Annotated in this window: 27 protein-coding genes and 1 riboswitch; of the genes, 14 read left to right on the forward strand and 13 right to left on the reverse strand. The window is 67.0% G+C overall.

The annotated features are described in order from the left end of the window. Window positions 1–8: 8 nt before the first annotated feature. The 4 genes from ACQGNW_RS06010 (at window position 9) to ACQGNW_RS06025 (ending at window position 3,003) form a co-directional block, all read left to right on the forward strand. A complete protein-coding gene (locus ACQGNW_RS06010) occupies window positions 9–452 on the forward strand; it encodes a PA2169 family four-helix-bundle protein (protein ID WP_426662221.1) in 444 nt (147 codons plus the stop codon). A gap of 149 nt (window positions 453–601) precedes the next feature. Further along, window positions 602–928: a DUF2845 domain-containing protein gene (locus tag ACQGNW_RS06015; protein WP_426662222.1), complete on the forward strand. Its 327-nt coding sequence runs from the start codon at window positions 602–604 to the stop codon at window positions 926–928. A gap of 277 nt (window positions 929–1,205) precedes the next feature. After that, window positions 1,206–2,030 carry a DUF2884 family protein gene (locus tag ACQGNW_RS06020; RefSeq protein ID WP_426662223.1) on the forward strand — a complete coding sequence of 275 codons (825 nt, stop codon included), beginning with the start codon at window positions 1,206–1,208 and terminating at the stop codon, window positions 2,028–2,030. Between the two features lie 145 nt (window positions 2,031–2,175). Beyond that, a complete protein-coding gene (locus tag ACQGNW_RS06025; protein WP_426662224.1) occupies window positions 2,176–3,003 on the forward strand; it encodes a mechanosensitive ion channel family protein in 828 nt (275 codons plus the stop codon). A gap of 129 nt (window positions 3,004–3,132) precedes the next feature. On the opposite strand, the gene ACQGNW_RS06030 is transcribed toward ACQGNW_RS06025, so the two are convergent. Both ACQGNW_RS06030 and ACQGNW_RS06035 read right to left on the reverse strand, forming a co-directional pair. Next, entirely contained in the window at window positions 3,133–6,714 is a 3,582-nt protein-coding gene (locus ACQGNW_RS06030) for an ABC transporter permease/M1 family aminopeptidase (RefSeq protein ID WP_426662225.1), read from the reverse strand. Window positions 6,715–6,740: 26 nt separating this feature from the next. After that, entirely contained in the window at window positions 6,741–7,625 is an 885-nt protein-coding gene (locus tag ACQGNW_RS06035; protein ID WP_426662226.1) for an ABC transporter ATP-binding protein, read from the reverse strand. A 234-nt stretch (window positions 7,626–7,859) separates the two neighbouring features. Here ACQGNW_RS06035 and aceF point away from each other — a divergent pair, with 234 nt between their 5' ends. Then, window positions 7,860–9,560, forward strand: coding sequence for a dihydrolipoyllysine-residue acetyltransferase (gene aceF, locus ACQGNW_RS06040; protein WP_426662227.1), 1,701 nt, complete (start codon window positions 7,860–7,862; stop codon window positions 9,558–9,560). A gap of 120 nt (window positions 9,561–9,680) precedes the next feature. Then, entirely contained in the window at window positions 9,681–11,519 is a 1,839-nt protein-coding gene (lpdA, locus tag ACQGNW_RS06045; RefSeq protein ID WP_426662228.1) for a dihydrolipoyl dehydrogenase, read from the forward strand. A 79-nt stretch (window positions 11,520–11,598) separates the two neighbouring features. On the opposite strand, the gene ACQGNW_RS06050 is transcribed toward lpdA, so the two are convergent. Then, entirely contained in the window at window positions 11,599–12,228 is a 630-nt protein-coding gene (locus ACQGNW_RS06050; protein ID WP_426662229.1) for a hypothetical protein, read from the reverse strand. Window positions 12,229–12,445: 217 nt separating this feature from the next. Here ACQGNW_RS06050 and dapB point away from each other — a divergent pair, with 217 nt between their 5' ends. Further along, entirely contained in the window at window positions 12,446–13,252 is an 807-nt protein-coding gene (dapB, locus tag ACQGNW_RS06055) for a 4-hydroxy-tetrahydrodipicolinate reductase (RefSeq protein WP_426662230.1), read from the forward strand. A 3-nt stretch (window positions 13,253–13,255) separates the two neighbouring features. On the opposite strand, the gene ACQGNW_RS06060 is transcribed toward dapB, so the two are convergent. From ACQGNW_RS06060 to ACQGNW_RS06075, 4 genes are all read right to left on the reverse strand, one after another. Continuing rightward, the gene (locus ACQGNW_RS06060; protein WP_426662231.1) at window positions 13,256–13,951 is read right to left on the reverse strand and encodes a hypothetical protein; all 696 of its coding nucleotides are present in this window, start codon (window positions 13,949–13,951) and stop codon (window positions 13,256–13,258) included. Between the two features lie 168 nt (window positions 13,952–14,119). Further along, window positions 14,120–14,803: a hypothetical protein gene (locus tag ACQGNW_RS06065; RefSeq protein WP_426662232.1), complete on the reverse strand. Its 684-nt coding sequence runs from the start codon at window positions 14,801–14,803 to the stop codon at window positions 14,120–14,122. A 79-nt stretch (window positions 14,804–14,882) separates the two neighbouring features. Next, window positions 14,883–15,356, reverse strand: coding sequence for a hypothetical protein (locus ACQGNW_RS06070; RefSeq protein WP_426662233.1), 474 nt, complete (start codon window positions 15,354–15,356; stop codon window positions 14,883–14,885). Then, the gene (locus ACQGNW_RS06075) at window positions 15,353–15,928 is read right to left on the reverse strand and encodes an RNA polymerase sigma factor (RefSeq protein ID WP_426662234.1); all 576 of its coding nucleotides are present in this window, start codon (window positions 15,926–15,928) and stop codon (window positions 15,353–15,355) included. Before ACQGNW_RS06075 ends, ACQGNW_RS06070 begins: the two co-directional genes overlap by 4 nt. Window positions 15,929–16,048: 120 nt before the next feature. On the opposite strand from ACQGNW_RS06075, the gene ACQGNW_RS06080 reads away from it, so the two are divergent. Further along, window positions 16,049–16,375 (forward strand): hypothetical protein, encoded by a 327-nt coding sequence (locus ACQGNW_RS06080; protein WP_426662235.1) that lies wholly within the window; start codon window positions 16,049–16,051, stop codon window positions 16,373–16,375. A 105-nt stretch (window positions 16,376–16,480) separates the two neighbouring features. On the opposite strand, the gene ACQGNW_RS06085 is transcribed toward ACQGNW_RS06080, so the two are convergent. Next, window positions 16,481–16,771: a hypothetical protein gene (locus ACQGNW_RS06085; protein ID WP_426662236.1), complete on the reverse strand. Its 291-nt coding sequence runs from the start codon at window positions 16,769–16,771 to the stop codon at window positions 16,481–16,483. Between the two features lie 136 nt (window positions 16,772–16,907). Further along, complete coding sequence (locus tag ACQGNW_RS06090; RefSeq protein ID WP_426662237.1) at window positions 16,908–17,246, reverse strand: hypothetical protein; 339 nt, start codon at window positions 17,244–17,246, stop codon at window positions 16,908–16,910. A gap of 503 nt (window positions 17,247–17,749) precedes the next feature. On the opposite strand from ACQGNW_RS06090, the gene ACQGNW_RS06095 reads away from it, so the two are divergent. The 5 genes from ACQGNW_RS06095 (at window position 17,750) to ACQGNW_RS06115 (ending at window position 22,267) form a co-directional block, all read left to right on the forward strand. After that, a complete protein-coding gene (locus ACQGNW_RS06095) occupies window positions 17,750–18,130 on the forward strand; it encodes a hypothetical protein (RefSeq protein ID WP_426662238.1) in 381 nt (126 codons plus the stop codon). A gap of 329 nt (window positions 18,131–18,459) precedes the next feature. Next, a complete protein-coding gene (locus ACQGNW_RS06100; protein ID WP_426662239.1) occupies window positions 18,460–18,936 on the forward strand; it encodes a hypothetical protein in 477 nt (158 codons plus the stop codon). 825 nt (window positions 18,937–19,761) lie between these two features. Further along, on the forward strand, window positions 19,762–20,139 hold the full coding sequence (locus tag ACQGNW_RS06105; protein WP_426662240.1) for a hypothetical protein: 378 nt from the start codon (window positions 19,762–19,764) through the stop codon (window positions 20,137–20,139). A gap of 124 nt (window positions 20,140–20,263) precedes the next feature. Next, window positions 20,264–20,749, forward strand: a complete 486-nt coding sequence (locus ACQGNW_RS06110) for a hypothetical protein (protein ID WP_426662241.1) — start codon at window positions 20,264–20,266, stop codon at window positions 20,747–20,749. A 78-nt stretch (window positions 20,750–20,827) separates the two neighbouring features. After that, window positions 20,828–22,267, forward strand: coding sequence for a hypothetical protein (locus ACQGNW_RS06115; protein ID WP_426662242.1), 1,440 nt, complete (start codon window positions 20,828–20,830; stop codon window positions 22,265–22,267). Window positions 22,268–22,355: 88 nt separating this feature from the next. Here ACQGNW_RS06115 and dinB read toward each other — a convergent pair whose 3' ends face one another. After that, window positions 22,356–23,438, reverse strand: coding sequence for a DNA polymerase IV (gene dinB / locus ACQGNW_RS06120; protein WP_426662243.1), 1,083 nt, complete (start codon window positions 23,436–23,438; stop codon window positions 22,356–22,358). A 161-nt stretch (window positions 23,439–23,599) separates the two neighbouring features. Here dinB and ACQGNW_RS06125 point away from each other — a divergent pair, with 161 nt between their 5' ends. After that, the gene (locus ACQGNW_RS06125; protein ID WP_426662244.1) at window positions 23,600–24,079 is read left to right on the forward strand and encodes a YybH family protein; all 480 of its coding nucleotides are present in this window, start codon (window positions 23,600–23,602) and stop codon (window positions 24,077–24,079) included. Window positions 24,080–24,103: 24 nt separating this feature from the next. Here ACQGNW_RS06125 and ACQGNW_RS06130 read toward each other — a convergent pair whose 3' ends face one another. The 3 genes from ACQGNW_RS06130 to ACQGNW_RS06140 form a co-directional block, all read right to left on the reverse strand. Continuing rightward, a complete protein-coding gene (locus ACQGNW_RS06130; protein WP_426662245.1) occupies window positions 24,104–24,454 on the reverse strand; it encodes a gamma-glutamylcyclotransferase family protein in 351 nt (116 codons plus the stop codon). After that, a complete protein-coding gene (locus ACQGNW_RS06135; protein WP_426662246.1) occupies window positions 24,454–25,359 on the reverse strand; it encodes an ATP-grasp domain-containing protein in 906 nt (301 codons plus the stop codon). Before ACQGNW_RS06135 ends, ACQGNW_RS06130 begins: the two co-directional genes overlap by 1 nt. Before the next feature lie 18 nt (window positions 25,360–25,377). Then, window positions 25,378–25,456: riboswitch (S-adenosyl-L-homocysteine riboswitch) on the reverse strand. Between the two features lie 64 nt (window positions 25,457–25,520). Continuing rightward, a complete protein-coding gene (locus tag ACQGNW_RS06140; protein ID WP_426662247.1) occupies window positions 25,521–25,859 on the reverse strand; it encodes a hypothetical protein in 339 nt (112 codons plus the stop codon). Window positions 25,860–25,888 lie beyond the last annotated feature (29 nt).

Below are 25,888 nucleotides of genomic sequence, written 5' to 3' on the forward strand. Positions count from 1 at the left end.
GGGCGACCGTGGTCTCGAGCGTCACTCTCACCATCTGCAATCAGCTGATCCGCCGCGGCATCGATCTGTGCCGCCTGTACCGCCATGCCGCCCTCGCGGTAGGCGAGCCGGGCCTGCGAGCGGTGCTGGAGGAGGATGCCCAGGCGCTCGCCGCGCTGGTGGCGGACCTGCAGCACGATGTGGAACTGGGCGGCGGCGTACCGCGCACGCACGGCAGCTGGCGCGCCGCGCTGCGCTGCCGGCTGGTGGATGGCATGGCGCATGCCGCCGCCCGGCGCGACAACGCCTGGATCCATGCCCTGGTGCAGGACGAGTCGGGCCTGCTGCACGCCTTCGAACGGGCCATCGCCGCGCTGCCCGAGGACTCGGCCAAGGTGTTGCGCAGGCAACTGCCGCGCCTGCGCGGCATCCATCTGGACATGCACAGCCTGGCCGGCACGGCGCATTCCTGACACCGGAGTCGTGGCGCACGGTGTGCGACTACACGCGCGTGCGCGTCGCGCCCACCCCGTCCCCGGCGCTCGGCCATGACGCGCGCTGCCACATGCGGGCTAGCCTGCATGACGGGGCGCAGTCGCGTCCGCCACATGGGGAGCATGTCATGCATCATCACCGACTGGCCGGCCTGCTGGCCTGCCTCCTGTCCATCTGTGCCACCGGCGCCTTCGCCTCCGACAGCCTGCGCGTGGGCAACCGCGTGCTGGTGGTGGGCGACAGCGCCGCCACGGTGAGCGCCCTGCTGGGCAAGCCCACGCACAAGTCGCGCCGCAGTGCTTCCCGCGGCAGCCGTCATCGCGGGCGCCGCATGCGCGCATCCTCCGACGGCGCGGTGTCTGGCGAGCAATGGCAGTACCGGCGCGACGGCCGGGTGATCGTGGTCACCCTGGTCGATGGCCGCGTCAGCGACATCGACGAACGCAGCCGCTGAGATCGCGGATTTCCAGCCTCGCCACGGCCAGGGATGGCCGCTCGCGGATCGGTCGCGGCGGGCGACCGATCCGCGAGCGGCAGGCGTGGACAGGTGCCGGAGGCGCCAACGGAAAATTCCGCAGCATGCGGCACCTTCCATGGGTACCGGGGCGTGACTGATGGCAGGGCATGACGCATGGCGCATGCCGTGGCGGGCGGCATGATCAAACCTTGCGGGCGTATCGGCGCATCCAAGTCGGCATCGGGCCGTGGGGCCCGCGCCACGGGAGGTTTCCATGTCCAGACACGCCACAGTCGCGACGCTCGTCTTCGCCCTCGGTCTTGCCCTTGGCCTGCCTGCGCCGGCAGCCGAGGTTCACGTTCGCGGCGACCAGTGCGGCTACGCCAGCAACTACGACGTGCGAGCGACACCTGCGGGCATCGATTTCCGCCGCACCGGCGGACAGCCGGACGAGGTCTTCATGCATGACGGCGCGCTGAGCGTCGACGGCCGGCCGGTTGCCGTGTCGGCGGACGATGCGGCGCGGCTGCGCCGCTACGAGGCGGAGATGCGCGGCCTGCTGCCCGAGATGGCCGGCGTGGCACACGAGGCGGTGGGCATCGCGTACGACGCGCTGGCCACGGTGGCCGCCACGCTGGGCGGCAGCCAGCATCATCGCGATCAGCTGGTGCGCCAGCTCAACCAGTCCCGCGTGGAGGCACTGCGCGGGATGGAAGCCAGCATCAGTGCCGACCACTGGAGCCAGCGGGACTTCGCCGATGCGATCGCGCAGCCGGTCACCGCGGCCAGCAACCAGCTGGCCAGCACCCTGGAGCGCAGCGTGATGTGGTCGCTGTTCACCGGACGCGCCAGCGAGCTCGAGGCGCGGGCCGACACGGTCGACCAGTCGGTGGAGAAGGCGATGAAGGCGCGCTCGGGCCGGCTGGAGGCGCGCGCCCGGGCGATCTGCCCGCGCCTCGCGGAACTGGACGGTCTGCAGCAGCAGTTCCGGTTTCGCCTTGCCGATGGCCAGCCGCTGCAACTGCTGACGAACAATCGGGATCGCAAGGGCAAGGACAGCCAGCACGGCGCGGGCGGCGACGAAGTCGCCCGGCGCTGATACCCCCCAAGGCCGTGCGCTCCCCGCACGGACGCATGCCGCGCCCGGCGTGAGCCGCCCGCGGCATTTTTTTCGAGCGGCCGGCACGGGCCGGCGACGTCGATGCTGCTAGTCTCGCCCGGCTACCGCCGCATCCGTGAACGCCATGCACCAGCTGCTTGCCCGCCTCTCCGCGATCGACCTTTCCGCCGCCGCGATGGACATCGGGCAGCGCCTGCTCGCGGCGCTGCTGATCCTGCTGATCGGCGCGTGGGCGGCTGCGCGGCTGGCGAATTTCACCCGGCGTGCGTTGCATCGCGCGAAGGTGGACGACACGCTGGGTGGTTTCCTGCGCAACCTGCTCTACGGCGTGCTGATCGCGGTGCTGGTGGCCATGGCGCTGGCCGCCCTGGGCGTGTCGCCGGCGCCGATGGTGGCCGCGCTGGGCACGGCGGGGCTGGCCATCGGCCTGGCGCTGCAGGGCTCGCTCTCCAACCTCGCCTGGGGCGTGCTGCTGATCATGTTCCGGCCGTTCCGGGTGGGCGACTACGTCACCGCTGGCGGCATCGACGGCACCGTGCTGAGCATCAACCTGATGCACACCGTGCTGGTGCTGCCGGACAACCGCGAGGCGATCGTGCCGAACGCCAAGGTGGGCAGCGACGCCATTCTCAACTTCAACCGCCGCGGCACGCGCCGCATCGACCTGAAGATCGGCGTGGGCTGGCGCGACGATCTCACGCAGGCGATGGCCACGCTGCAGCAGGCGCTGGCGGACGAGCCGCTGGTACTGGCCGAACCGGCGCCGGGCGTGTGGGTGGACGGCATCGCCGGCCAGACCGTGACCCTGCTGCTGCGCGGCTGGGTGAGGAGCGACGACGCCTGGGCCGCGCAGACCGCGTTGCTGTGCGCGGTGAAACGGCGCATCGACGCCGGCGAGCTCAGCCTGCCGGCGCCGGCGCATGAGGTGAGCGTGGTGCAGGTGAAGGGATGACGCCTGCGCCGGCGCGGCTCCCTCTCCGTAGGGGGGCTGACAATGGATGCCATCTTCCCGGCTTGATCTGCCGTCTCCGCGTTCGGCAGCGGGCGGTCTCCTGCCGGCGCCCGAAACGGCCCCGCCACCCTACTGCAGCGTCACCGCCCTGCGGTTGTCGGCGGGCACCTTGTCGATCAGCTCGTTGTAGGGATCGATGCCGGCCATCGCCGGCTTGCCGTCCACGGTGACGGTGAGCGTGCTGTCGCCCTCGGGCAGCATGCGCTTCTCCAGATAGAGCGGCTTGCCGTCCCGGCCGGCGTCGCCCCGTGCGAACACGCCGATGGCGATGGGGATGTCGGGCGCGGCTTTCGTCTCCCTGCCTTTGCCGTCGGCATAGCTCATCCCGGCGCGCACCTTCATCGTCACCTCGTACTTGCCGCCGGGGAGCCGCCTCGCGGTGGCGTCGAGCATGCGGTCGTCGAACAGGGTGATCTTCCAGAAGAAGTCGTCGATCATCGGCCGCCATTGCGGCCCCAGCGCCTTCGTCAGGGCATCGACGAAGATCTTCGAGTCGACATACGGCGGCTGCTGGAAACCGTAGTCGACCAGGAACTGCCTGAGGAAGGCGTCGAGCTTGTCCTCGCCCACGTAGTCCTGCAGTGCGTAGAACACCAGCGAGCCCTTGCGATAATGGATGTAGGGCTGGTTCTCCACCTTGCCCAGCGGTTCCTCGGCCACTTTTTCGGCGGCGCGGCCGGCGAGGTACATGTCCAGCTCGTACCGGAGGAACTTGTGCATCTGCTGGGCGCCGTACTTGTGTTTCATCACCATCAGCGAGCTGTATTGCGCCAGCGATTCGCTGAGCAGGGTGGAGCCCTGCATGTCGGCGCCGATCACCCGGTGCGCCCACCACTGGTGCGCCACTTCGTGGGCGGTGACGTCGTAGACGTAGTCGACATGGCTGCTGTCGCGCAGGTCGGCGATGAAGCCGATGGCCTCCGAGAACGGGATGGTGTTGGCGAAGCTCTGCGCAAAGGCGGCGTAGTCGGGGAACTCCAGGATGCGCAGCTGCCTGAACTGGTAAGGCGTGTAGTGGCTGTCGTAGTAGTCCAGCGAATCCTGCGCGGCCTCGATCATGCGGTCCACGTTGAAGGCGTGCGCGGGGTTGTAGTAGACCGACACCGTCACGCCCTTGTGCTGCACGCTCTTCACCGCGTAGCGCGCGGAGAGGTACGAGAAGAAGTTCAGCATCGGCTGCCGCATCGTGTAGTGGAAGTAGCGGCGATTTCCGTTCGTCCATGTCTTCTCCAGCGTGCCGGGCGCCAGCGCGATCTGGTCGGCGGCGGTGGAGACGGTGGTGTCGAAGCTGATCCAGTCCGCGTCGTTGGCGATGTAGGTGTTGGCGCGCGCGGCCTCGTCGCCCAGCGGCGGCATGCGTGGCACGTCGAGCTTGAGGCCGTACTTCCTGCGGTCGTTGCGGTCGGTGAGCTGGTACTTCGCCTGGTAGCCGAACTGCGGGAATTTCTGGTTGTTGAAGAAGGTGCCGTTGTGCACCAGGAAGGTTTCGCCCGTACCGTTGGTGAAGCCGCGGGATGCGTAGTCGAGGGTGAAGTCGAACGACATCGAGCTGCCCGGCGCCAGCGGGGTCTTCAGCCGGTAGATCGCCACGCCGAGGCGCCTGTCGAATTTCACCGTGTCGTGCGGCGCGAAGCTCAGCGTCTTCGGCGCAAAGCCGGCGGCGTAGTTCACGAACAGCTCGGTCACCGGCACCTTGAGCTTGTTGACCAGGGTGTAGTGGCCGCGGACGGACAGCCGGCGGCGGTAGGGGTGGATGTCCACATCCGCCTGCACCGCGGTGATGCGCGGCTGCGGCAGGCCGGCGTCGCCGGCGTAGAGTTTTTCGTAGTCGGCGCGCTCGCGCTGCTGTCCGGTACTGTCGGTGTAGCGGTTGAGCACATGGGTGTTGTAGTAGACGAAGCCGCCCAGCCCGGCGAAGCCGAGCAGCGCCAGCACCAGCACGACGGCCAGCGCAGGGTGCAGGCGCGCACGCGCCTCGCGCAGGCGGTCGCGCCATCCCTGTCCGGTGCCGCGCACCCAGAGCAGCGCGGCCAGCACCAGCATCGCCAGCGCGAGGCAACCCCAGTAGGCATCGAACCACAGCGCGCCCACGATGAAGTGGCCGAAACCGTTCATGTCCGAATACGGCACAGCGGGCGCGCCAGCGTAGTTGTACAGGTTGTCTTCCCGGTGCAGCAGGTCGAGGGCCAGCGTGCCGACCAGCCAGGCGATGCCGAGCAGGTAGCCGAGGAACCTGTTGTTGCACGCCACCTGCAGGAACAGCGCCAGGGCCGCCACCAGCACGAAGGGAATCGCGTCCAGCGCCAGCATGCGCAGATAGAGCCACGGTTCCAGGTGGCGGTAGCCGTGGGCGAGCTGCCAGCCCATGCCTGCCGCGGCGCCGGTCGCCAGCATCAGCGCGATCACCGCGAGCAGCGCGCCGAACTTCGCGAGCATGGCCACCCAGTCGGGCGTCGGGAAGGCGTCGCTCACCCCGGCCATGCCGTGCGCGCGTTCGCGCCACACCAGCTCGCCCGCGTAGAAGATCAGCACGATCATCAGCGGCAGGCTGAAGCTGCCGTTGATCGCGGCGAGCACCTGGTGGGTGACCGGCCACACCGGCGTGCCGTAGACCAGCCCCGCGGACACCAGCGACACGAACATCACCGCCAGCGCGAGCACCAGCAGCACCAGGAAGGCGGCGCCGCGCAGCACGCCCAGCGTGTCGAACGCGAACTGCGCGCGCAGCTGGGCGAACCGGGCGCCACGGCTGCCGGCGATCCCCACCCTGGGCAGCGCGAGCCCGGCGGCGGCGGCCGGCGGGCGCAGCAGCGGCGGTTCCGCGCGCTTCCGGCGACGCGGCAGCCTGAGCCCCTCGCGGTCGGTGCGGAACAGCACGAAGCAGGCGGCCAGCAGCAGCGCCGACACGGCCAGCCACAGCAGGCGGTTGAACAGCAGTACGCCATCCAGCGCGGGCAGCAGGTGGTTGGTCTGGTCGGCCGTCCAGTAGCGGGTGACGAGGGCGACGGTGCGGCCGGCGAACGGGTCGAGCATCGCCGCAAGCCAGCGGTTGTCGAGGTCGCGGCTCAGCGCGCCGGCGATGCCCTGCAGCACGAAGAACGCGATCACGCCGATGTAGCTGGCCAGCAGCGAGCGGGTGGCGATGGCGAGCAGGAACAGCAGCGCCGCGATGAACAGCAGGTTGGGCAGCACCAGCACGCCGAAGCCCCAGGCGTAGCCGCGCCAGTCGGCGACGCCGCGGCTGCCGGCGTCCACCCACGGCATCGCGCCGCCCAGCGCGATGGCCAGCGCGCAGGCGGCGAGGATCGCCAGCAGCACCAGGTAGCCGGCGAGGAAGCGACCACCGAGGAACGCCCGGCGGCTCACCGGGGTGGCGAACAGCAGTTCCGCGGTGCGCTGCTCGAAGTCGCGGGTGGCGGCGCCGGCCACGAAGGCCACCACCAGCAGGATGCCGAGGACCGTCATCGCGTCCAGCAGCCGCGCGATCACCAGCGGCGCATTGCGCAGCACGTTGCCGCTGGCGCCGCCCAGCACGACGGCATCCGTGCTGCCGAGCGCGAACGCGATGCCCAGCATGGCGGCAAGGACGATCCAGAACAGCGGGGCCCTGAGCTGCTGGCGCCACTCGAAGCGGAGGATCTCGAGGAACATGGTTTCCCTCCCGGCAGGCGTGGGCGTCAGGCGGCGCAGGCGGTGGCCTGCGCGCGCAGGCGACCGAAATAGACGTCCTCCAGGTCGGGTGCGACCGCTTCGAAGCCTTCCTCCGGGCGGTGGTCGGCCAGCACGTGCACGAGCGTGCGGCCGCCGGCGAGGCGGGTGGAGAGGATGTTCATGCGGGCGCGGTAGTTGTCCAGCTCGCCCTTGTCGATCGTGCGCCGCCAGACCTGGCCCTCCAGCGCGCGGATCGCCTCGCGCGGATCGCCGGTCAGCAGCACCCGGCCCTGGCCGATGATCGCCATGCGCTGGCAGAGGTCGGTGACGTCCTCCACGATGTGGGTGGAGAGGATCACCACCACGCGCTCGCCGATCTCGGCCAGCAGGTTGAGGAAGCGGTGGCGCTCCTCGGGGTCGAGCCCGGCGGTGGGCTCGTCCACGATCACCAGCCGCGGGTCGCCGATCAGCGCCTGCGCGATGCCGAAGCGCTGGCGCATGCCGCCGGAGAAGCTGCCCAGCTTGCGCCTGCGCACGTCCCACAGGTTCACCTGGCGCAGCAGGGCATCCACCAGCTCGCGCCGCTCGCCCCTGGCGACGACGCCCTTGAGCACCGCAAAATGATCGAGCATCGCCTCGGCGCTCACCCTGGGGTACACGCCGAACTCCTGCGGCAGATAGCCCAGCAGGCGCCGCGTGGCCTGCTTGTCGGCCAGCAGGTCCATGCCGTCGAGCCGGATCGTGCCTTCGTCGGGGTCCTGCAGCGTGGCGATGGTGCGCATCAGCGAGGACTTGCCGGCGCCGTTCGGGCCCAGCAGGCCGAACATGCCGTTGGGAATCTCCAGGGACACGTCGCGCAGCGCGCGCACGCCGTTGGCGTAGGTCTTGGACAGGTGGCTGATGTCGAGCATGGCTTCCCTTGCGCCGCGGGCGGTGACGACGGACGGCCACAGTGTGGCCGAGCGGATCCGGGCACCACATGGGCCTCATGTCACGGGGCTTTCGTCACGCCATGCATACGTATGCGCATGCTCGCGGGATGGCGGCGAAAGCTGCCGCTGGCGTCCCCCGTTCGCTATGATGGAAGCCTTGCGGCCGCCCCCTGTCCCCCGCGCGGTCTGCCCTCGCCATTCGCAGGAGACACCATGGCCGACATCCAAGAAGCCCGCGTACCCGACATCGGCGGCCACGACAACGTGCCGGTGATCGAGGTGATGATCAAGCCCGGCGACCGGGTGGAGAAGGAACAGAGCCTGATCACGCTGGAATCGGACAAGGCCACGATGGAAGTGCCCGCGCCGTTCGCCGGCACGGTGAAGGAAGTGAAGCTGAAGGTGGGCGACGAGGTCTCCGAGGGCGCGGTGATCGCGCTGATCGAGGCCGATGGCGCTGCCGCGAAACCGGCCGCCGCGCCTGCACCCGCGCCGGCGGAAGCGCCGAAGCCGGCGGCCCCCGCGCCCGCGAAGGCGGCGGAGCCAGCGCGCAGCGAGGCGCCGAAGCCCGCGGCCGGCGGCGTGCGCGAGGCCCGCGTGCCCGACATCGGCGGCCACGAGGGCGTGCCGGTGATCGAGGTGCTGGTGAAGGCCGGCGACACCGTGACCAAGGACCAGGGCCTGGTCACGCTGGAATCGGACAAGGCCACGATGGAAGTGCCCGCGCCGTTCGCCGGCACGGTGAAGGAAGTGAAGCTGAAGGTGGGCGACGAGGTCTCCGAGGGCGCGCTGATCGCGCTGATCGAGAGCGCGGCAGGCGCCGCCGCCGCGCCGGCACCTGCCCCGGCGCCGGCCGCAGCCAGGGTCGAGGCGCCGACGGCGCAGGACAAGCCGTCGCCGCAGGGCGGCCGCAGCGTGCAGCCGGGCCACGCGCCGGAAGGCGACGTGCCGCCGCAGGTGCGCCCGCCGTTCGACGCGAACATCGTGATGCCGGGCGACGCGCCCTACGCCAGCCCCGCGGTGCGCGCGTTCGCGCGCGAGCTGGGCGTGGACATCCACCAGGTGAAGGGCAGCGCGCGCAGCGGCCGCATCGTGCGCGAGGACATCAGTGCCTACGTCAAGCACGCGCTGGCCTCGGGCGCACGGCCGGTGACCGGCGGCACCGTCGCGGCGGGCGGCGGGCTCAACCTGCTGCCGTGGCCGAAGGTCGACTTCGCCAAGTTCGGTCCGGTCGAGGAGAAGCCGCTCTCGCGCATCCAGAAGATCTCCGGCGCCAACCTCGCGCGCAACTGGGCGATGATCCCGCACGTCACCCAGCACGAGGACGCCGACATCACCGAGCTGGAAGCCTTCCGCAAGCAGCTGGGCGAGGAGAACAAGGACCTCAAGATCACCCCGCTGGTGTTCCAGATGAAGGCGGTGGTGGCGGCGCTGAAGGCATACCCGCAGTTCAACGCCTCGCTGGACGAGACCGGCGAGAAGCTGATCCTCAAGAAGTACTTCCACGTCGGCATCGCGGTGGACACGCCCGACGGCCTGGTGGTGCCGGTGATCCGCGACGTGGACAAGAAGGGCCTGCTCGACCTCGCCCGCGAACTCGGCGAGATTTCCAAGAAGGCGCGCGACAAGAAGCTCGGCCCGAACGACATGTCCGGCGGCTGCTTCTCGATCAGCTCGCTGGGCGGCATCGGCGGCACCGCGTTCACGCCCATCGTCAACGCGCCGGAGGTGGCCATCCTCGGCGTCTCCAAGGCCTCGGTGAAGCCGGTGTGGAACGGCAAGGAATTCGCGCCGCGCCTGATGCTGCCGCTTTCGCTCAGCTACGACCATCGCGTGATCGACGGTGCGCTGGCCGCCCGCTTCGCCGTGTTCGTCGCGAAGCAGCTCGGCGACATCCGCCGCCTGCTGCTCTGATGCCCTGCTTTTCCCCTCTCCCCCCGTAAACAAATTTGGTAAACGGGGGAGAGGGCAGGGTGAGGGGCGGATGCTCGCGAGGCCGCCCCATCGAGCGAAAAAAATGACGAAGGATTCCCCATGGCGAACACGATCGAAGTGAAGGTTCCCGACATCGGCGGCCACGACAACGTGCCGGTGATCGAGGTGCTGGTGAAGGCTGGCGACACGGTGGCGAAGGAGCAGAGCCTGATCACGCTGGAGTCGGACAAGGCCACGATGGAAGTGCCTTCCAGCGCCGCCGGCACGGTGAAGGAGGTGAAGCTGAAGGTGGGCGACGAGGTGTCCGAGGGCGCGGTGATCCTTGTCCTCGAGACTGCCGACGCTTCTTCTCCCTCTCCCCCCCGGGGAGAGGGCCGGGGTGAGGGGACAACCTCGCCGCAGTCCGGCGACGAAGCGAAAGCCGTTGGTAGCACTTCCGCGAGCACCCGCCCCTCACCCCAACCCTCTCCCCAAAGGGGGGAGGGAGCCAGTGCGCCGCAAGCGGCGGCCGGCACTGGGAAAACCCAGGACATCACCTGTCAGCTCGTCGTGCTCGGTTCCGGCCCCGGCGGCTACTCGGGTGCCTTCCGCGCCGCCGACCTCGGCCTCGACACCGTGCTGGTGGAGCGCTACGACACGCTGGGCGGCGTCTGCCTCAACGTGGGCTGCATCCCGTCCAAGGCGCTGCTGCACGCCGCCGCGGTGATCGACGAGGCGGAGGCGATGGCCGCGCACGGCGTCACCTTCGGGAAGCCCAAGCTCGATCTGGCCAAGCTGCGCGACTTCAAGGTGAGCGTGGTGGGTCAGCTCACCAAGGGCCTGGCCGGCATGGCGAAGCAGCGCAAGGTGCGCACCGTGGTCGGCACCGGCAGCTTCGTGTCGCCGCACGAGATGGAAGTCCAGACGGCCGAAGGCACGAAGCTGATCCGCTTCGAGCAGGCCATCATCGCGGCCGGCTCGCAGGCGGTGCGCCTGCCTGCGTTCCCGTGGGACGACGAGCGCGTGATGGATTCCACCGGCGCGCTGGAACTGAAGGACGTGCCCGGCAAGCTGCTGGTCGTTGGTGGCGGCATCATCGGGCTGGAGATGGCCACGGTGTACGCCGCGCTGGGCAGCGAGGTGACCGTGGTCGAGTTCATGGACCAGATCATCCCCGGTGCCGATGCCGACCTGATCAAGCCGCTGGCCAAGCGCCTCGGCGGCAAGCTCAAGGGTATCCACCTCAAGACCAAGGTGACCGAGGCCAAGGCCGGCAAGAAGGGCATCGAGGTCAAGTACGAAGGTGACAGCATCCCCGCGACCACCGTGTTCGACCGCGTGCTGGTGGCGGTGGGCCGCTCGCCCAACGGCCACAAGATCGGCGCCGACAAGGCCGGCGTGGCGGTGACCGAGCGCGGCTTCATCAACGTCGACACCCAGCTGCGCACCAACGTGCCGCACATCTTCGCGATCGGCGACATCGTCGGCCAGCCCATGCTGGCGCACAAGGCGGTGCACGAGGCGCACGTGGCGGCGGAAGTCGCGGCGGGCCACAAGGCGCACTTCGACGCGCGGGTGATTCCCTCGGTGGCCTACACCAACCCGGAAGTGGCCTGGGTGGGCGTCACCGAGCGCGAGGCGAAAGAGAAGGGCCTCAAGGTGGGCGTGGGCAAGTTCCCGTGGGCGGCATCCGGGCGCGCCATCGGCATCGCGCGCACCGAGGGCTTCACCAAGCTGATCTTCGACGAGGAGACCCATCGCATCGTGGGCGGCGCCGTGGTCGGCGTGAACGCGGGCGACCTGATCTCCGAGCTGGCGCTGGCGATCGAGATGGGCAGCGAGGCGGCCGACATCGCGCTCACCGTGCACCCGCACCCGACGCTGGGTGAGTCGGTAGGCATGGCGGCCGAGGTCTACGAAGGCACCATCACCGACCTCTACATCCCGAAGAAGAAATAAGCTTCGTGCGATTCATGAAGAGCCCGGCTTCGGCCGGGCTTTTCGTGCAGGCGCCGATAGCCGTAAGGGAGAGCGGTGTTCAGCGCGTGGACGGAACGGGCGCCGTCGCAACGAGATCGGGCAGCTCAAGCTTGAATGCCCGTTCCAGCGAATCCAGCGCGACGACAGTGTCGCCTATCGAGGAATCCATGGAATTCACGGCATTCATCATCTCGATCGGCTGGATCGTGCCGGCCTTCAGTCCGGCATCAACATCGTTCATCCTCGAGCCCTGCAGGTTCACGCTGGTGTTGAACACGATGCGTCGTTCGAATTCGCCCTGGTCGGCATAGATCGTGGCGTAGTGGCGTAGGCGGTTGGCATCGATCCAGCTGGCCGACTGGTTGGCGACGGCCACGTCCCAGGCCTCGTGGCGCATTTCCGGTAGATACAGCCCGAGATAGAGCTGGCCCTTTGTCAGCTCGTCGACATGCTGCCTGATGGTTGCAGCATCGGTGCCCTCCTTCACGGCCTGGATCAGATAGTCATCCAGCTGCGTCAGCGTCTTCAGACGCTGCACATCGGCATCGTGCACCTTGCGGATGTCGGCGAGATTGGCGCTCAGCTCCGCCTCGATCTGCGCGCTGGCGGTGGCCGCCGCATGCGCGTGATGCGTGTGCTCGATCCAGGCCTCCAGCCCCAGCGCGGTGAGGATGCTGAGCACGATCATCAGGTAGTGCCTGGCGAAATCCCCGAAGGATGCCAGCCGGGTGTTCGGCGGTTCGATATGCATGGCGGCTCCGATGGCTGCGGTAACCCGCGAAGCGTAGCGGATCGCCCGGGTCCGGGGCGGTGGGCAGGGCGACCGGCAGTGGGTACCATCATCGCCTCCGTGTCGCAGGGAAGCCGATGGCCGCCGCACATCGGCGAATGGCGCGGACTGTGAGGTGACCGTGACGCTGAAGGTATGTCTCGCCGGCGCCACCGGCTGGGCCGGTTCGGAACTGGCGCGCGGCATCGCCGCGAGCGCGGATCTGCAGCTGGTCGCCGCGGTCTCGCGCCGGCATGCCGGCCAGCGGCTCGGTGAGGCGCTGGGCGACGCCGCCATCACCACGCCAGTGTTCGCCAGTGCGGCCGAGGCGCTGGCCGCGCCCTGCGATATCTTCGTCGAATACACCCATCCCGACAGTGCGAGGTCGAACATCCTCGCCGCGCTGGAACGCGGTGCCCACGTGGTGGTGGGTACTTCCGGCGTCACCGATGCGGACTATGCGCACATCGACGCCGTGGCGCGCGAGCGTGACTGCGGCGTGCTGGCCTGCGGCAACTTCGCGTTGACTGCGGTGCTGCTGATCAAGTTCTCCGAGATGGCGGCGAAGATCCTGCCGCAGTGGGAAATCATCGACTACGCCTACGCCGGCAAGCCCGACGCGCCCAGCGGCACCGTGCGCGAACTGGCGATGCGCATGGGCAAGGTGCGCCAGCCGCGGCTGGAAGTGCCGCTGGAGGAAACCCGCGGCCTGCGTGAGGCGCGCGGCGGCACCCTGGCCGGCAGCCAGGTGCACGCGGTGCGCCTGCCGGGCTTCGTGCTGGGCGCCGAGACGATCTTCGGCCTGCCCGACCAGACCCTCAGCATCCGCCACAACGCGGGCGCCAGCGCGAAGCCCTACGTGGACGGCGCGCTGCTGGCGATCCGCAAGGTGCCGGGCCTCATCGGCCTGCACCGCGGGCTGGATGCGGTGCTGGAACTCTGATCGTCAGGCGCGGCCGGTGCTCTCGGCGCCATGCTGCGGCGTCGCCGGCAGGGCGGCCTCCAGCTGCTTCTTGAGTATGCGCAGGTTCTGCGTGGTCTGGTCGATCATCGCCCGCATCTGGCTGACCACGTGCAGGAACTGGTGCGGCTCGACCTGGCCGGTATCCAGGTCGGCGATGGTGTCCACCATGCCGGTGCCGTTCATCAGGATCGCGGTGTCCTCGCGCATCAGGGTGACGCTGTCGCGTGCGTTGGCGTAGGCGGCGGAGTAGCGCTGCATGCGGGCGCGGTCGATCCAGCTGGCGGACTGGTTGGCCACCGCCACGTCCCAGGCTTCGTGCCGCAGCGTCGGGAACTGCATCTTCAAGTCGAAGCCGTCGCTGGTGAGGGCGAGGATGTGCTTGCGCACCGCATCGTCGGACGTGTTCGACTTGAGGTCCTGGATCACCGCGCTGCGAATCGCGTCCAGCTTCTCCAACTGTGCGGCGTCCAGTTGCGCATCGGTGTCGACCTCGGCCAGGTTGCTGCGGATCTCGGCCTCGATCTGCATGCTGGCGGTGGCCGCCGCATGCGCGTGTTGCGTGTGTTCGATCCACGCCTCCAGCCCCAGCGCGGTGAGGATGCTGAGCACGATCATCAGGTAGTGCTTGGTGAAGTCCTTGAAGGACGCCAACCGGGTGTTCGGCAGCTCGAGGTGCATGGGATCTCCGGCGCAGGCGGGGGCAGCTGCAAAGCGTAGCGGATTGCCCGGCCCGGGTGCCGCGCACGCCGCAACGAGGGACTTGCGCCCACACCGGCCCCGGACACCGGCTCGGTAGCGAGGCCGCCGCCGGCATCGGGCGGCCATCCCGCCACGCGTGCCTATCGTTCAGTCGGCCGGCTGGCCGGCAGCGGGGCCGCGCACCGCCGGCGCGATACGTGCGGCGGCGACGTGCAGGCGCGAGATGTCCGAGCCAAGCATCATCTCCATCTGCCGCAACGAGCGCTGGAAATCGCTGGGGTCGACGGGACGGCCGGTCTGCAGGTTCGTGAGGGTGTTGACCAGATGCGGGGCGTCGACCGGGATCGTGGAGTCGCGCTGCAGCCAGGTGTCCAGCTCGCGTTCGGCGGTATAGGCGGTCGAATAGCGCTGCAGCGCGCTGGCGTCGATCCAGCCCGCGGACTGGTCGGCGACGGCCACGTCCCAGGCGACGCTGGACAAGGTCGGCCAGTTGACGTTGAGCTGGAAGTCGTCGCGGCGAGCCTGGATCTTCCGGTTGATCGCCGCATCGTCGAGGCCCGCGCCCAGGTCGGCGCCCACCTGCGCGTCCAACGCCTTCAGCGCCGCCAGCGACTTCTGGTTGACCGCGATGGATTGCTCGATGTTTCCGAGCACCTTGTGCAGTTCGCCGTCCATGCGCCGGCTGGCTTCGGCCGCCGCGTGCGCGTGGTGGGTGTGCTCGATCCACGCCTCCAGCCCCAGCGCGGTGAGGATGCTGAGCACGATCATCAGGTAGTGCTTGGCGAAGTCCTTGAAGGACACCAACCGGGTGTTCGGCGGCTCGAGGTGCATGGGGTCTCCGGCGCAGGCGGGCTTGGCTGCGAAGCGTAGCGGATACGCCGCCCCGGATCGTGGCGGGTGCCGGCCGGGCTCAGGCGGCCGGTCCGTGTGTCCGCTGCTGCCACAGCCCGAGCAGCCAGGACGCGCCGAGGCAGCCGCCGAGCGCCAGCAGCCAGCCCGTCGCCGGTGTGCTGGCGGACGGCAACAGTTCGCGGAAGGCCGGCAGCCAGGTGCCGCCGTAGTTCGCCAGCATCACGCCGCCGGCCACCAGCAGCACCACGGCGAGCGCGCCCGCCAGCGTGAACTCGAAGCGCGCATCGGCGGCAGGCCGCCGGGCCGGCACGACGGCCACTCGCGCGGCCATCTGCCGCGCGAAATCCGCCGGCAGTGCCACGGGCAAGGGGGCGCGCAACGTGCGCGCCAGCAGGCGGTAGCGGCGCACGCGCGCGTCGTCGTCGCGGCCGTCGAGGCCCAGGCGCTCGGCCTGCAGGGCGCGCTCCTGCGCCTGCCATTCGCGCTCGCGCGCCGGGTCGTCGAAGGGAGGAAGGTCGTGGTCGTGGTTCATGCCGCAACTCCCGTCCGGGCTTCCAGCACCTCGCGCAGGCGCAGTCGCGACCGGAACAAATGGCTCTTGATGGTACCGCTGGCCAGCCCGGTGATGCTGGCAATTTCGGGGATGGGGGTTTCCTCGAGGTAGTACAGCGTCAGCACCGTACGCTGCAGGGGCGGCAGCGCCTCGATCGCCTCGTGCAGGTGCGCGGCGATCTCCGCGTCGGCGCAGGCGGCCTCCAGGTCGAAGTCGTCGGCGACGCTTTCGGTCAGCGGGGCGCCGTCGTCGTCGTGCGCCGCGACCAGCGGGATGCGCCTGCGCTGCAGGTGGCGCAGCGCGATGGTGTAGGCCACGCGCGCGATCCAGGACTTCAGCGCGCTCTCGCCGCGGTACTGGTGCAGGCACTGGTGCACGCGCAGGAAGGTGTCCTGGCACAGCTCCCGCGTGTCCTCGGGGTTGCGCACCATGCGCTGGATGACGTGCCAGCACAGCCCCTGGTGCTCGCGCACGAGGCATTCGAACGCGCCCGGCCGTCCGGCCAGCACGGCAGCGACCAGCGCCAGGTCGGAGGGGTGCGTGTCATCCATGACGGCTGAGATGCAGGCAGGCGCGCAACGGTTGCAGCACGCCGGGTGCAACCGTCGGCCGGCGACCGGTATCCATGTTCCCGAAACCCGTCATCACCCTTTTCCGTCACGGAGGTATCCATGAATCCCGGCATAGTGGTCCCAGTTGCGTTGTTTGTCTGCGTCACTTACGCCATCAAGGTCTGCGTGGACGCGGTGGCGCGCCGGCGCATGATGCAGGCCGGCGGTTCGGCGGAGCTGGTCGCCTCCGTGTTGCGCGAGGAGGAACTGCGCCGGCGCCATTCCTCGCTGCGCTGGGGCATCGTGCTGCTTTCGGTGGCCCTGGGCTTCGGCCTGATCCAGTGGTTCGGCTGGCAGGACGTCACCCCCGGCATGGTGGCCGTGCTGGCGGGCGCCACCGGACTCGGCAACCTGGCGTTCTTCGCGGTGTCGCGCAAGCTGGGCTGAGCGCCGGCTCGCGATCCCCCAGCCTCCGACCGCAATTGGCGGCGCTGACGAAAAAGGGCCGGATCTCGCGATCCGGCCCTTGTCGCATGGGGAAATGCGGGAAGCTCAGTGCTGGTGATGTGTCTTGGCGTGGCCCTTGCCCTTGGCCATGTGCTTGCCCTTGTTCTTGTCGTTGGCGACCGGGCTGACAGCCTTGCCGACGTTGGTGTCGTCCGACTTGGCCATGTGCGCGGCATCGGAAACCGCATCACCATGCGCATCCTGGTTCATGGGCATGGACATCGACGGGTGGCTGGCTGGGGCGTGACCGCCTGCGTGCTGCGGGGCGGCGAGGGCGTACGTGGCCGGCAGCGCGAAGGCGACGGCGATCAGTGCGGCGGAGAGGGTCTTGGTCATGACGTAACCTCGGTTTGGGTAGGCCATGTGACGCATGGCGGTGCCACCATAGACCGGCGCCCGGTTCGCAGGATGAACGGCGCGTGTTCGCAAAAACGTGCGCGCCGACCAGATCACGTTGCATGCGTGCGCTGCATCAAACGGCGTCGAACAGGTCGCGCTGCGCCATGTAGCTGTCGGCATCGATGAAGCCGGGGGGCCACGCGACGAGGCGGCAGAGCGCGTCGGCGGGGGCGCTCCACCCATTCGCGCCATGCAGGCGATCCCGGCCAGCTCGTGGTGCGGCAGCCGGGTGTCGCGTGGGCCGTGCGCAGGCCGGAAGCGGCCGGGTGGTTCCGCCGGCACCGGTACCGAGGTAAAAACCCTCATCGATCGGCCGCGGAGCCTCATCGATGAGGCAAAAAGACTCATGCGTGAGGTCCGGGTACGTCATCGCCGAGGCGAATCGGCTCATCGATGAGCGAAAAAGATTCATGCATGAGCCTGCGCAGCCTCGTCGTTCAGTATCCGCCGCCTCGGGCTTGAGGTTCTCCGGCTGGGCGACGAGGCGAAAAGGCTCAGGCGTGAGCCAAAAGGCGTCATCGATGAGGTGCGATGGCCTGATCGATGACACCCCGGGGCTCAAACGCCCATGAAAAAGCGCGGCGGTGCGCCGGGAGGGTGGGCTGCGCCAAGCCAGGAGATCCAGCGGCGCGGTGCAGCGGCTGCGGCGGCTGGCCCGTGAGCGCGCCCGCCCGGGCCGCGGGCATAGCGACGCGGCGGACCTTGGCGAAGCGGGTGGACCGTTCCTGCCGCAGGTTGTCCAGGCCGTGGTGCATGCGCTGGATCGAGTGCATCACCCCACTGGTCGACGATGGCCCGTTCGCTGGCCGGTATGATCGGAGGCCGGGTCACGCTGATCGGCGGAAACCGACCCATAGCGGCCCCTTTTCGATAACCTCAGCCGCCCTTCCTTCGCACTCCTTTTTGAGCCGAGTCATGCTGCCAATCGACGAATTCCGCCAGCAGTTGCTCGAAGCGGAACGGATTCTGGATACGGACTTTTCCTTCGATCTTGCCGAGCCGGCCTATGTTCGCTGCCTGGAACTAGTAAGGGACAATCCGAGCAATCGCGCGGAATTCGTTTGCACCCTGACGTCGATGTTCCTCGATGGTCAGTTAAGCGACGAGCCGATAGCTTTTCTCATGCACAAGCTTCGGTGGCCCGAAGTCCGGGAATGGGCGCACGGGCGACTCAACCAAATGGCTGATCCAGTGGCTCATGGGCGCCGATTCGTCAAAATCATCAACGGCTTTTCCGACGACTGGGAGAACAGCGAGTTCTACAGGACGTTCGGCGGCGGGACGAGCACCGGCTAAGATCACGATATCCGCTGTCGACCCAGGATGGACGCGAGGAGGGGCAATTGAGCAACCAGCGAAATCCATCGCCATACCGATGGCGGACCGCCGTTCGACGGCATCTGCCATGGTTTCTGATCGACCTTGGTGTTGCCGACAAAGGAGACGATTGCGAAAAGGCTGGAGGTAACCACGCTTGGTATAACCGGAATGACGTCAGCAGTGGCTGCTACCACTGCAAGGTCGTTCGAGCCGGCCGCTTGTGGGAAGAGGATCAGGTTTCATAGGTCCGCTTTCGAAGCAGACACTTCCTTCCACTCTCATACCGGGGCCTTGGATCGATGAGATTGTGTGCCATCCTGCTGTCTGGCGTCCTTCTCGGAAGTAGTCATTGCTGCATTGCGGATGGTCCGAGCCAGCTCAATGCAGCGGTCCGGGCCTTTACGAAGGAAGCCAGCACGCCAGCGTATCGATACGCGCAAGTCGACCTGAACGGAGACGGTCGGGCGGACGCACTTGTGTTGTTGAAAGGTGATTACTGCGGTTCTGGTGGTTGCACCCTCCTTGTCTTTCGGGGTTCCCCTGGCGATTTCGCGCTGGTCTCGTCGTCCACCATCAGCAACGAACCTATTGGCTTCGTTGACGAGAGAAGGCATGGGTGGAAAACACTGCTGGTGACCAGTCGTGGCGTTGGCCCGGTCCTGTTGCGCTTCAACGGGACGAAGTATCCATTGAATCCCTCCATGCAGACTAAGGCCACCAAGGAGCAGGCGGCTTCGGCGACGATCTTGAAATTTGAGGACAGTGGACTGTCGGGCGGCTAGGCTGGCGGAGAGCTTAGGTCAGCTTTCGACCCAAAGCCGCCGTTCCAAGACTGTGCCTCTGTGTCCGGTTTTTGCGTTCGGTTGTTAGCCGGACGCGGCAAAGATAATCTTCAGCAAGAACAATGAGTTGCGCGGGGATCTCGTTGCGCCACCGGGGATGTATAACCGGACGAGCGTGTCCGTATATTCAATAGTTAGGCTCCACGGGGAGGGTTTGCAGCAAGCCATGCAATCTAGAGCCGACGTTAGCGCAAAGGATCTTTGCTCCGACTGCCAGTCGGGCTATCACGCACCGTTTCAGCGCTTCGAGCGCGTCGCTGTCATCCCAGACGGCCCGGCGTTCTTGCAGCGCTGCCGCACATGCGGTTCCCTATGGCAAGAGTCTCTTCACGACGCCAGGCGCATTACACCAACTGAGGCGGCAGCTATCTTTCCAAGTGTTGCAATCGAGGGCGTCGTACGTGGCGCCTAACCACTCGTCCAAGCGGACGCGCGTACCGCGCTCCGCTTAACTCCAGCGTTAGGCCGCCATGAGCATCCCACTAGATACCGTAGGAGCAATCCGCAATAGTGAAAGAGCCGGGCACCGCGTGTTGGTCTCGAGTGATGCTGAGGATGCGGATGGGTTGTTTATTTATGAGTGGTGGGTTGGCTCAAACGGCCCCAATGCCAACGGGGCATTCGACTCTTGGGTGGCTGATCGGCATGAGCTTCAAAAATTTTTTGAGGAGGCCGGCTGGGATGTTGTGTGGTCGGCCTAACCACTCATTCGAGGTGGATGGCTACGCCGCCGCTCAATTCAAGCGTTAGACACAGGGGGATAACATGCGTCACTCGAACAAAATAATTGTAGCTGCTTTTGTCTTTGCCTTTGCCGCTTCGGCTGGGGAAGTAACCGTCACGAAAGAACTTCAGGCTGCAATGCAAGATATAGCTGTCCATTCCAAGGTCGTGATGGTTGACGGGTCGGGAACCACTCCGAGCACCTTCCACGAAGACTCCGATCCTATGACTCTTCAAATTGTGATGTTGGCCAAGCCCTCAGACGGAGCTGCTCAAGTTTCCAGCGATGGCGAGGTCATCTTTCTGCAAAAGGATACCTCCGAGAAGGAGCAGCAGTCCCTATTTACAACAGCCTTCTATCTCAAAGCCAAGGCGCGTGAGGCTGCTTCGCAACCGGCAAGCGCGCATAGCTCGCCGTAGGCGTCTATCATCTCGTTCAAGGCGGACGACTACGCTGCCGCTTAACTCAGGCGTTACCCTACATAAGGATGGTTATGCGAGATATCGATGGGATAGAGCAAGTCATTGAGGCCCTTCGCCACACATGGCTGAGATCGAAGCTCGCTTCAACGAAGAGAATGCTCATTTCATCGCACTCACTCAGCACCCTCGCGACGTTATAGGACGCTTGCTAAAGTGCCATCTCATAGTTGAGCACTATCTAGAGCAATATCTTTCTGAGCAGTACGGTCTCGAGAACGTGGCAGATGCCAAGTTGAACTTCTTCAACAAGGCGATGCTTCTGCCTACTAGAGCTTCAAGCGCGGCGTTCGTTAGGCCTGGAATCCTTAAGCTAAATACCATTCGCAACAAAGCGGGGCACAACTTGGGTGCCGAGCCGGATTTCGCGGACCTGGGACCGATCGTGGAAGCGCTTCGCGTAGCCCGCCCTCACACTATGTTCACCGCGCCCATCGAAGCCATTGAGGCCTTTGCCACAATCGCCTGTACATGGTTGGTCATTCCACCAAAGGAGCATCAGCAGCTATTCGCTGAGGCGTTTTCTAACATTCGCGTTCATGCAGGTTAACATCTAGTTCTGGGCGGACGGCTTCGCCACCGCTTAACTCGGCGTTATGCCTCACCTGAGCATTACGGGGGAAGCTTGATGAGCGAAAAGCGGATCGCAACCGTTGGATGCGAGCTGGCGTCCAGTAATGCCAAGCATGTCTCGTTTCGGTCGAAGTCCTCCCTGCTCGACTTCGACATTGTGCTTTTTAAGCCATTAATTAGCGACTTTCTTGGCTACAGTACTGACTACTTCCAAGGCAGACCTAGCCTCAGCGATACGCAGTCCTTCCAACTGCGCGAATGCTGCGAACACTGGCGCCGTGAGCTCAAAGAGGCTGTGGCCTCGGGGAAGACCGCCGTCGTCTTCCTTCCAGAGCTTACCTCGGTGTACATCGACACCGGCCAACGAACCTACTCAGGTACTGGAAGGAATCAGAAGACAACGCGCCACGTGACGGAATACAGCAACTACAATTCGATTCCCGCCGACCTGAAGCCCGTAGTCGCGAACGGCTCGGAGATGAAGCTAGCCTCTTCCGTGGCACCACCGCTTGCCGCGTTCTGGAACGAGTTTCGGGATATGTTCGCCTATCACGTGCTCCTTTCATCAGAGCACGTGCCAGCCGCGATACTCACCAGAACTGGCGACAAATGCGTCGGGGCAATTATTCGAAGCAAGACGTCCGCGGGCAGTTTAGTCTTGCTCCCCGATGTCGACTTCTATCCCGACGAGTTCGTAACTGAGAAGAACGAGAAGCAGGTGTGGACCAAGAAGGCTACGACCTTCGCCAATCGCCTCGTGGCAGCTATCGTCCAGATGGACAAGGAACTGCGTGCTGAGAGTGATGTCACGACCGAACCCGGATGGGCATCGTCCGATACTTATCTCTTGGCGCCCGAACGAACGTTGCGCGCTGAGCTGATGGCGGCCGAGGTCGCCGTTGAGAATGCTCAAAAGACCAAAGAGGGGCTCGCCGAACAGCTGCGAGTTGAGGGCCGCCTCCGAGGCCTCCTTTTTGAGAAAGGACGACCTCTCGAGGAAGCCATCATCGAAGCACTGCGGAAAATTGGATTCACGGCAGAGCCCTTTAAAGATGGAGGCTCAGAGTTTGATGTTGTGTTCGAGTCGCCCGAAGGCCGTTTAATCGGCGAAGCCGAGGGCAAAGACAATAAAGCAGTGAACGTCGATAAGTTGCGACAGCTACAGATGAACATCCATGAGGATCTGCTTCGAGAATCAGTCGAAGCACCAGCAAAGCCGGTTTTGTTCGGAAATGCACACCGACTTGTTCCGCTGGAAGATCGCGGCGACGCGTTTACCGAAAAATGCGTAGCAGCGGCGCTGACGATGAACACGGCGCTAGTGTTCACGCCGGATCTGTTCTTAGCTGTGCAGAACTGCGTAGAGAGTCAAGACTCGGAATTCACCGCCGAGTGCCGCCAGGCCATTTTGTCATCCGTAGGGCGCGTAACATTTCCTGTGCCCGTCACTCGCACGACAACGCGGCAGAATGAGGGTGAGACGGGTCATGCATAGCAAATCGTCCAAGCCGACGCCGCATCGCGGTGCGGCTTAACCTAGCTGTTGGACGTCCGCTTCTGGCCGATTCCGGCCAGCGGTCAGCTCACCCGAACAACTCGTACTGCGCCGCGTATTGGTCGGCCTCCACGAAGCCGGCCAGGCCCACGCCGACGAGGCGGTAGAGTGCGTCGGCGGGGCGCTCCACCCGTTCGCGCAATGCGCAGGCAATCTCGGCCAGTTCGTGTTCGGAAGACGGGCGCTGCGCGGGCGTGAGGCTGCGCGTTAGCGTGTGGAAGTCCGCGGTCTTGAGCTTCAGCACCACGGTGCGTGCGATGCGGCCCTCGTCGGCCTCGCGCTGGTGCGCGGCCCAGGTCTTGCCGGCGAGGCGGCGGATGTGCGGCTCCAGCTCGTCCAGCGTGAGGTCGTGCTCGAAGGTGTCTTCGGCGGAAACCTGCAGGGTGGGGCGGTCGGGCGTCACCGGGTGGTCGTCGATGCCCAGTGACAGCTCGTGCAGGCGCCGGCCCCAGCGGCCGAAGCGCTGCTCCAGTTCCTCGGCGGCGAAGGCGCGCAGGTCGCCCACGGTGGCCAGCCCCAGCGCGACGAGCTTGCCTTCCATCACCTTGCCCACGCCGGGCAGGCGGCCGATCGGCAGCGGCGCGAGGAAATCCAGCACGTCGCGCGGGCGCACCACGAACAGGCCGTCGGGCTTGCGGAAGTCCGAGGCGATCTTGGCGAGGAACTTGTTCGGCGCCACGCCGGCGGAGGCGGTGAGCCGCGTCTCCTCGCGGATCGCCGCGCGGATCGCCTCGGCGGTGGCGGTGGCCGAGGGCAGGCCGGTCTTCGTTTCGGTGACGTCGAGGTAGGCCTCGTCCAGCGACAGCGGCTCGATCAGCTCGGTGTGCCGCGCGAAGATCGCCTGCACCTGCCGCGACACTGCCTTGTAGCGCACGAAATCCGGCGGCACGAAGATCGCCTGCGGGCACAGCCGTTCCGCGCGCACCGCCGGCATCGCCGAGCGCACGCCGAACTTGCGTGCCTCGTAGCTGGCCGCGCACACCACCGAGCGCGCGCCCTTCCACGCCACCACCACCGGCTTGCCGCGCAGCGCGGGCTCGTCGCGCTGCTCCACCGACGCGTAGAACGCGTCCATGTCGACGTGGATGATCTTGCGGGAAGGCGTGGGCACGGGCGTGGCGGGTTGGGACGTGCGGCGATTCTAGGACGCGCGCTTCCACGGAGTCAGCGCAGGATGCCGTGCTGCGCGGTCCGGTGCCCTGCTGGCCTGTCTGGCACCCCGGGCTATACGCTTGCCTCCACGGTGGTTCAGCACGTTGGCGGAGATGTGGCATGCACACGCGAGGCAGGTGGTTGATCCTGGCGGCGGGATGTATCGCGTTCGCTGCCGTCGGGTTCGGGCGCGAAGCGATGGGACGCAGCGTGACAGGCCGGGACAGGGAAGGAATCGCCGAGCTGCATCGGGGAGACGTCACCGCGACCCTCAGCCAGGATCCCGATGCCCTGGCTGCGCTGTGGACGAGGGACGGCGTGCTGCTGGGAGAGGGCGACCGCCCGGTCGTCGGCCGGGCGGCGCTGCGTGCGGCCTATGCAGAGGGCGGCTGGAAAGTGCTCAAGTACAAGCCGCACATCGAGGATGTTGTCGTCGATGGCGACTCCGCCGTGGAGTGGGGCCTCTTCGAGGTGGATTTCCGCACGGCCGGCCAACCGCGGACTGTCGAATTGCACGGACGCTTTCTGCGAGCCATGCGGAAGCAGCCGGACGGAAGGTGGAGGTTCACGCGGATCATGTGGCAGAAAGACCCGCAATGAACCGCCGGCGCGACGTGCGCCCTCTCATTCCGCGCGCACGTACATCCAGGCCTGCAGGCCGGAGGCCAGCGTGACGGCGACGCGCCGGTAGTCGTCCACCTCGTAGGCATCCGCGTGGGCCAGTTCCTGCGCGGTCAGGCGGAACACGGTGCCCGGCACGGCGTGGGCGGCGTCGCCGGTATGGCTCGCGATCGGGTGTTGCGCCGCGCCGCTGGTGGCCACCACGCCGGCGTCGCGGATCGTCAGCATGTCGAGCCGGTAGCCGCGCAGCAGGTCCGGCGTGCCGGCCAGCCGGCGGCCGAAGGTGGCGAGCTGCACCGCTTCGTCCTGCAGGGTGCCGTAGGAGAACAGGCATTCGTCGGTGGCGGTTTCCATCAGGCGCTCTCCGGCATGCGCGGCGCGTTCGCAGCCCGCAGCGCCTCCAGTCGCGCGGCGATGACGCGGGCGCAGCGCTCGGCGGCATCGGGCCGGTCGGCAAGAAACAGCGAAGGCTCGATCAGCTCCAGCTCCATCAGCAGGAAGCGGCCGTCCACGACCACGCCGTCCACCCGCGCATAGCTGGCGTCGCCAAGACCCAGCGCCTTGCATGTCGCCAGGGCGTGCCGGGCGGCGGCGAGGGTGGCTGCATCGGGTTCGACGGCATCGTTGCGTCCGCCGTACTGTTCCTGCACGCGGTAGTCGCCCGCGGCGGGCCGCTTGACGATGGCGTGGCTGAACTCGCCGCCGAAGAACAGCAGCGACCACTCGCCGTCGTCGACGATGGCCTGCACGAAGGGCTGCAGCAGGTAGTCGCCGGCCGGTAGTTCCGACACCGCCCGCTCGAACGCGGCATCGCCCGCCGTGCCGCGCACCGTGCGCCAGGCGCCGCCGCTGACGCACGGCTTGACCACGACGTCCTCGCCCCGGAAGGCGGCCAGGGCCGCGGCCAGCGCGTCGCGCGCGGCGAGGCGGGTGGGGATGGTCGGCACGCCCAGCGATTCCAGCTGCGCCAGGTAGCGCTTGTCGCTGTTCCAGCGCATCAGCGCGACGGGATTGATGACGGGCACGCCCGCACGCTCGAGCCGGTCCAGCCAGGCGAGAAACGCGTCGTAGTGCTCGAAGTAGTCCCAGATGGTGCGAACCAGCACGGCATCGTGGCGGGCCCAGTCGACGCCGGGATCGTTCCACACGCAAACCTGCAGTTCGATGTCCAGCGCCGCGAGCGAGGCCGCCAGGTGGGCATCGTCGGGATGGATGGTCGGGTAGGCCGCCGACGTGGCGATGGCAAGCTGGATGGACATGGGACGCTCTCCAAAGTCATGGAAAGGGCGCCCTTGCCAGTGTCATCGCGAGCCAAGCGTGGCGGATCCGTGATCCGTCGCAGCACCCCTTGGCCCGGACGGCGTGCGGAATATTTCCGGCGCGCCAAACGCGTGCAGTGTCCCTGTCGTCCCGCAGCGTGTCAATTCGCCGGGCCGGCGTCGTCCCAGAACACCTCGACCGCATCGGGGTTCATGAAACCCCAGATCGAGGTGCCCAGCCGCACCAGGCCGGTGCGGATGCGGTGGGTGGATTCGTCGTAGGCCGAGATGCGGTAGACCACCTGGTACTTCGAGGTGGTGAACCACATCGACAGCGGCACGGACTGCCAAAAGGCGTTGGACGTCGCGTGCAGGATGCGCAGCCTGTTCGCGGCCGCCCACTCCTGCAGCAGCGCCCTGGCGTTCCGGTAGTGGCGCCAGCTCAGCCAGATCGCGGCGGCGATCGGCAGCAGGAACAGCAGCGGTGCGGGCCTGCTCATCGTGCATTCCATGGATTCCCCGCAGGCAG

Origin of the sequence: Rhodanobacter aciditrophus (assembly GCF_050026795.1) — a bacterium.
Lineage (GTDB): Bacteria > Pseudomonadota > Gammaproteobacteria > Xanthomonadales > Rhodanobacteraceae > Rhodanobacter_A.

Bases quoted from the DNA above. Each gene is read 5' to 3' on its own strand.
- ACQGNW_RS06030 (WP_426662225.1), bottom strand. From the start codon at position 6,714: ATGTTCCTCGAGATCCTCCGCTTCGAGTGGCGCCAGCAGCTCAGGGCC.
- ACQGNW_RS06025 (WP_426662224.1), top strand. From the start codon at position 2,176: ATGCACCAGCTGCTTGCCCGCCTCTCCGCGATCGACCTTTCCGCCGCC.
- aceF (WP_426662227.1), top strand. From the start codon at position 7,860: ATGGCCGACATCCAAGAAGCCCGCGTACCCGACATCGGCGGCCACGAC.
- ACQGNW_RS06140 (WP_426662247.1), bottom strand. From the start codon at position 25,859: ATGAGCAGGCCCGCACCGCTGCTGTTCCTGCTGCCGATCGCCGCCGCG.
- ACQGNW_RS06090 (WP_426662237.1), bottom strand. From the start codon at position 17,246: ATGAATCTTTTTCGCTCATCGATGAGCCGATTCGCCTCGGCGATGACG.
- ACQGNW_RS06135 (WP_426662246.1), bottom strand. From the start codon at position 25,359: ATGTCCATCCAGCTTGCCATCGCCACGTCGGCGGCCTACCCGACCATC.
- ACQGNW_RS06095 (WP_426662238.1), top strand. From the start codon at position 17,750: ATGCTGCCAATCGACGAATTCCGCCAGCAGTTGCTCGAAGCGGAACGG.
- ACQGNW_RS06105 (WP_426662240.1), top strand. From the start codon at position 19,762: ATGCGTCACTCGAACAAAATAATTGTAGCTGCTTTTGTCTTTGCCTTT.
- ACQGNW_RS06125 (WP_426662244.1), top strand. From the start codon at position 23,600: ATGCACACGCGAGGCAGGTGGTTGATCCTGGCGGCGGGATGTATCGCG.
- ACQGNW_RS06075 (WP_426662234.1), bottom strand. From the start codon at position 15,928: ATGGATGACACGCACCCCTCCGACCTGGCGCTGGTCGCTGCCGTGCTG.
- ACQGNW_RS06110 (WP_426662241.1), top strand. From the start codon at position 20,264: ATGGCTGAGATCGAAGCTCGCTTCAACGAAGAGAATGCTCATTTCATC.
- ACQGNW_RS06060 (WP_426662231.1), bottom strand. From the start codon at position 13,951: ATGCACCTCGAGCTGCCGAACACCCGGTTGGCGTCCTTCAAGGACTTC.
- ACQGNW_RS06020 (WP_426662223.1), top strand. From the start codon at position 1,206: ATGTCCAGACACGCCACAGTCGCGACGCTCGTCTTCGCCCTCGGTCTT.
- lpdA (WP_426662228.1), top strand. From the start codon at position 9,681: ATGGCGAACACGATCGAAGTGAAGGTTCCCGACATCGGCGGCCACGAC.
- ACQGNW_RS06115 (WP_426662242.1), top strand. From the start codon at position 20,828: ATGAGCGAAAAGCGGATCGCAACCGTTGGATGCGAGCTGGCGTCCAGT.
- ACQGNW_RS06050 (WP_426662229.1), bottom strand. From the start codon at position 12,228: ATGATCGTGCTCAGCATCCTCACCGCGCTGGGGCTGGAGGCCTGGATC.
- ACQGNW_RS06130 (WP_426662245.1), bottom strand. From the start codon at position 24,454: ATGGAAACCGCCACCGACGAATGCCTGTTCTCCTACGGCACCCTGCAG.
- ACQGNW_RS06080 (WP_426662235.1), top strand. From the start codon at position 16,049: ATGAATCCCGGCATAGTGGTCCCAGTTGCGTTGTTTGTCTGCGTCACT.
- ACQGNW_RS06035 (WP_426662226.1), bottom strand. From the start codon at position 7,625: ATGCTCGACATCAGCCACCTGTCCAAGACCTACGCCAACGGCGTGCGC.
- ACQGNW_RS06070 (WP_426662233.1), bottom strand. From the start codon at position 15,356: ATGAACCACGACCACGACCTTCCTCCCTTCGACGACCCGGCGCGCGAG.
- ACQGNW_RS06085 (WP_426662236.1), bottom strand. From the start codon at position 16,771: ATGACCAAGACCCTCTCCGCCGCACTGATCGCCGTCGCCTTCGCGCTG.
- ACQGNW_RS06065 (WP_426662232.1), bottom strand. From the start codon at position 14,803: ATGCACCTCGAGCCGCCGAACACCCGGTTGGTGTCCTTCAAGGACTTC.
- ACQGNW_RS06015 (WP_426662222.1), top strand. From the start codon at position 602: ATGCATCATCACCGACTGGCCGGCCTGCTGGCCTGCCTCCTGTCCATC.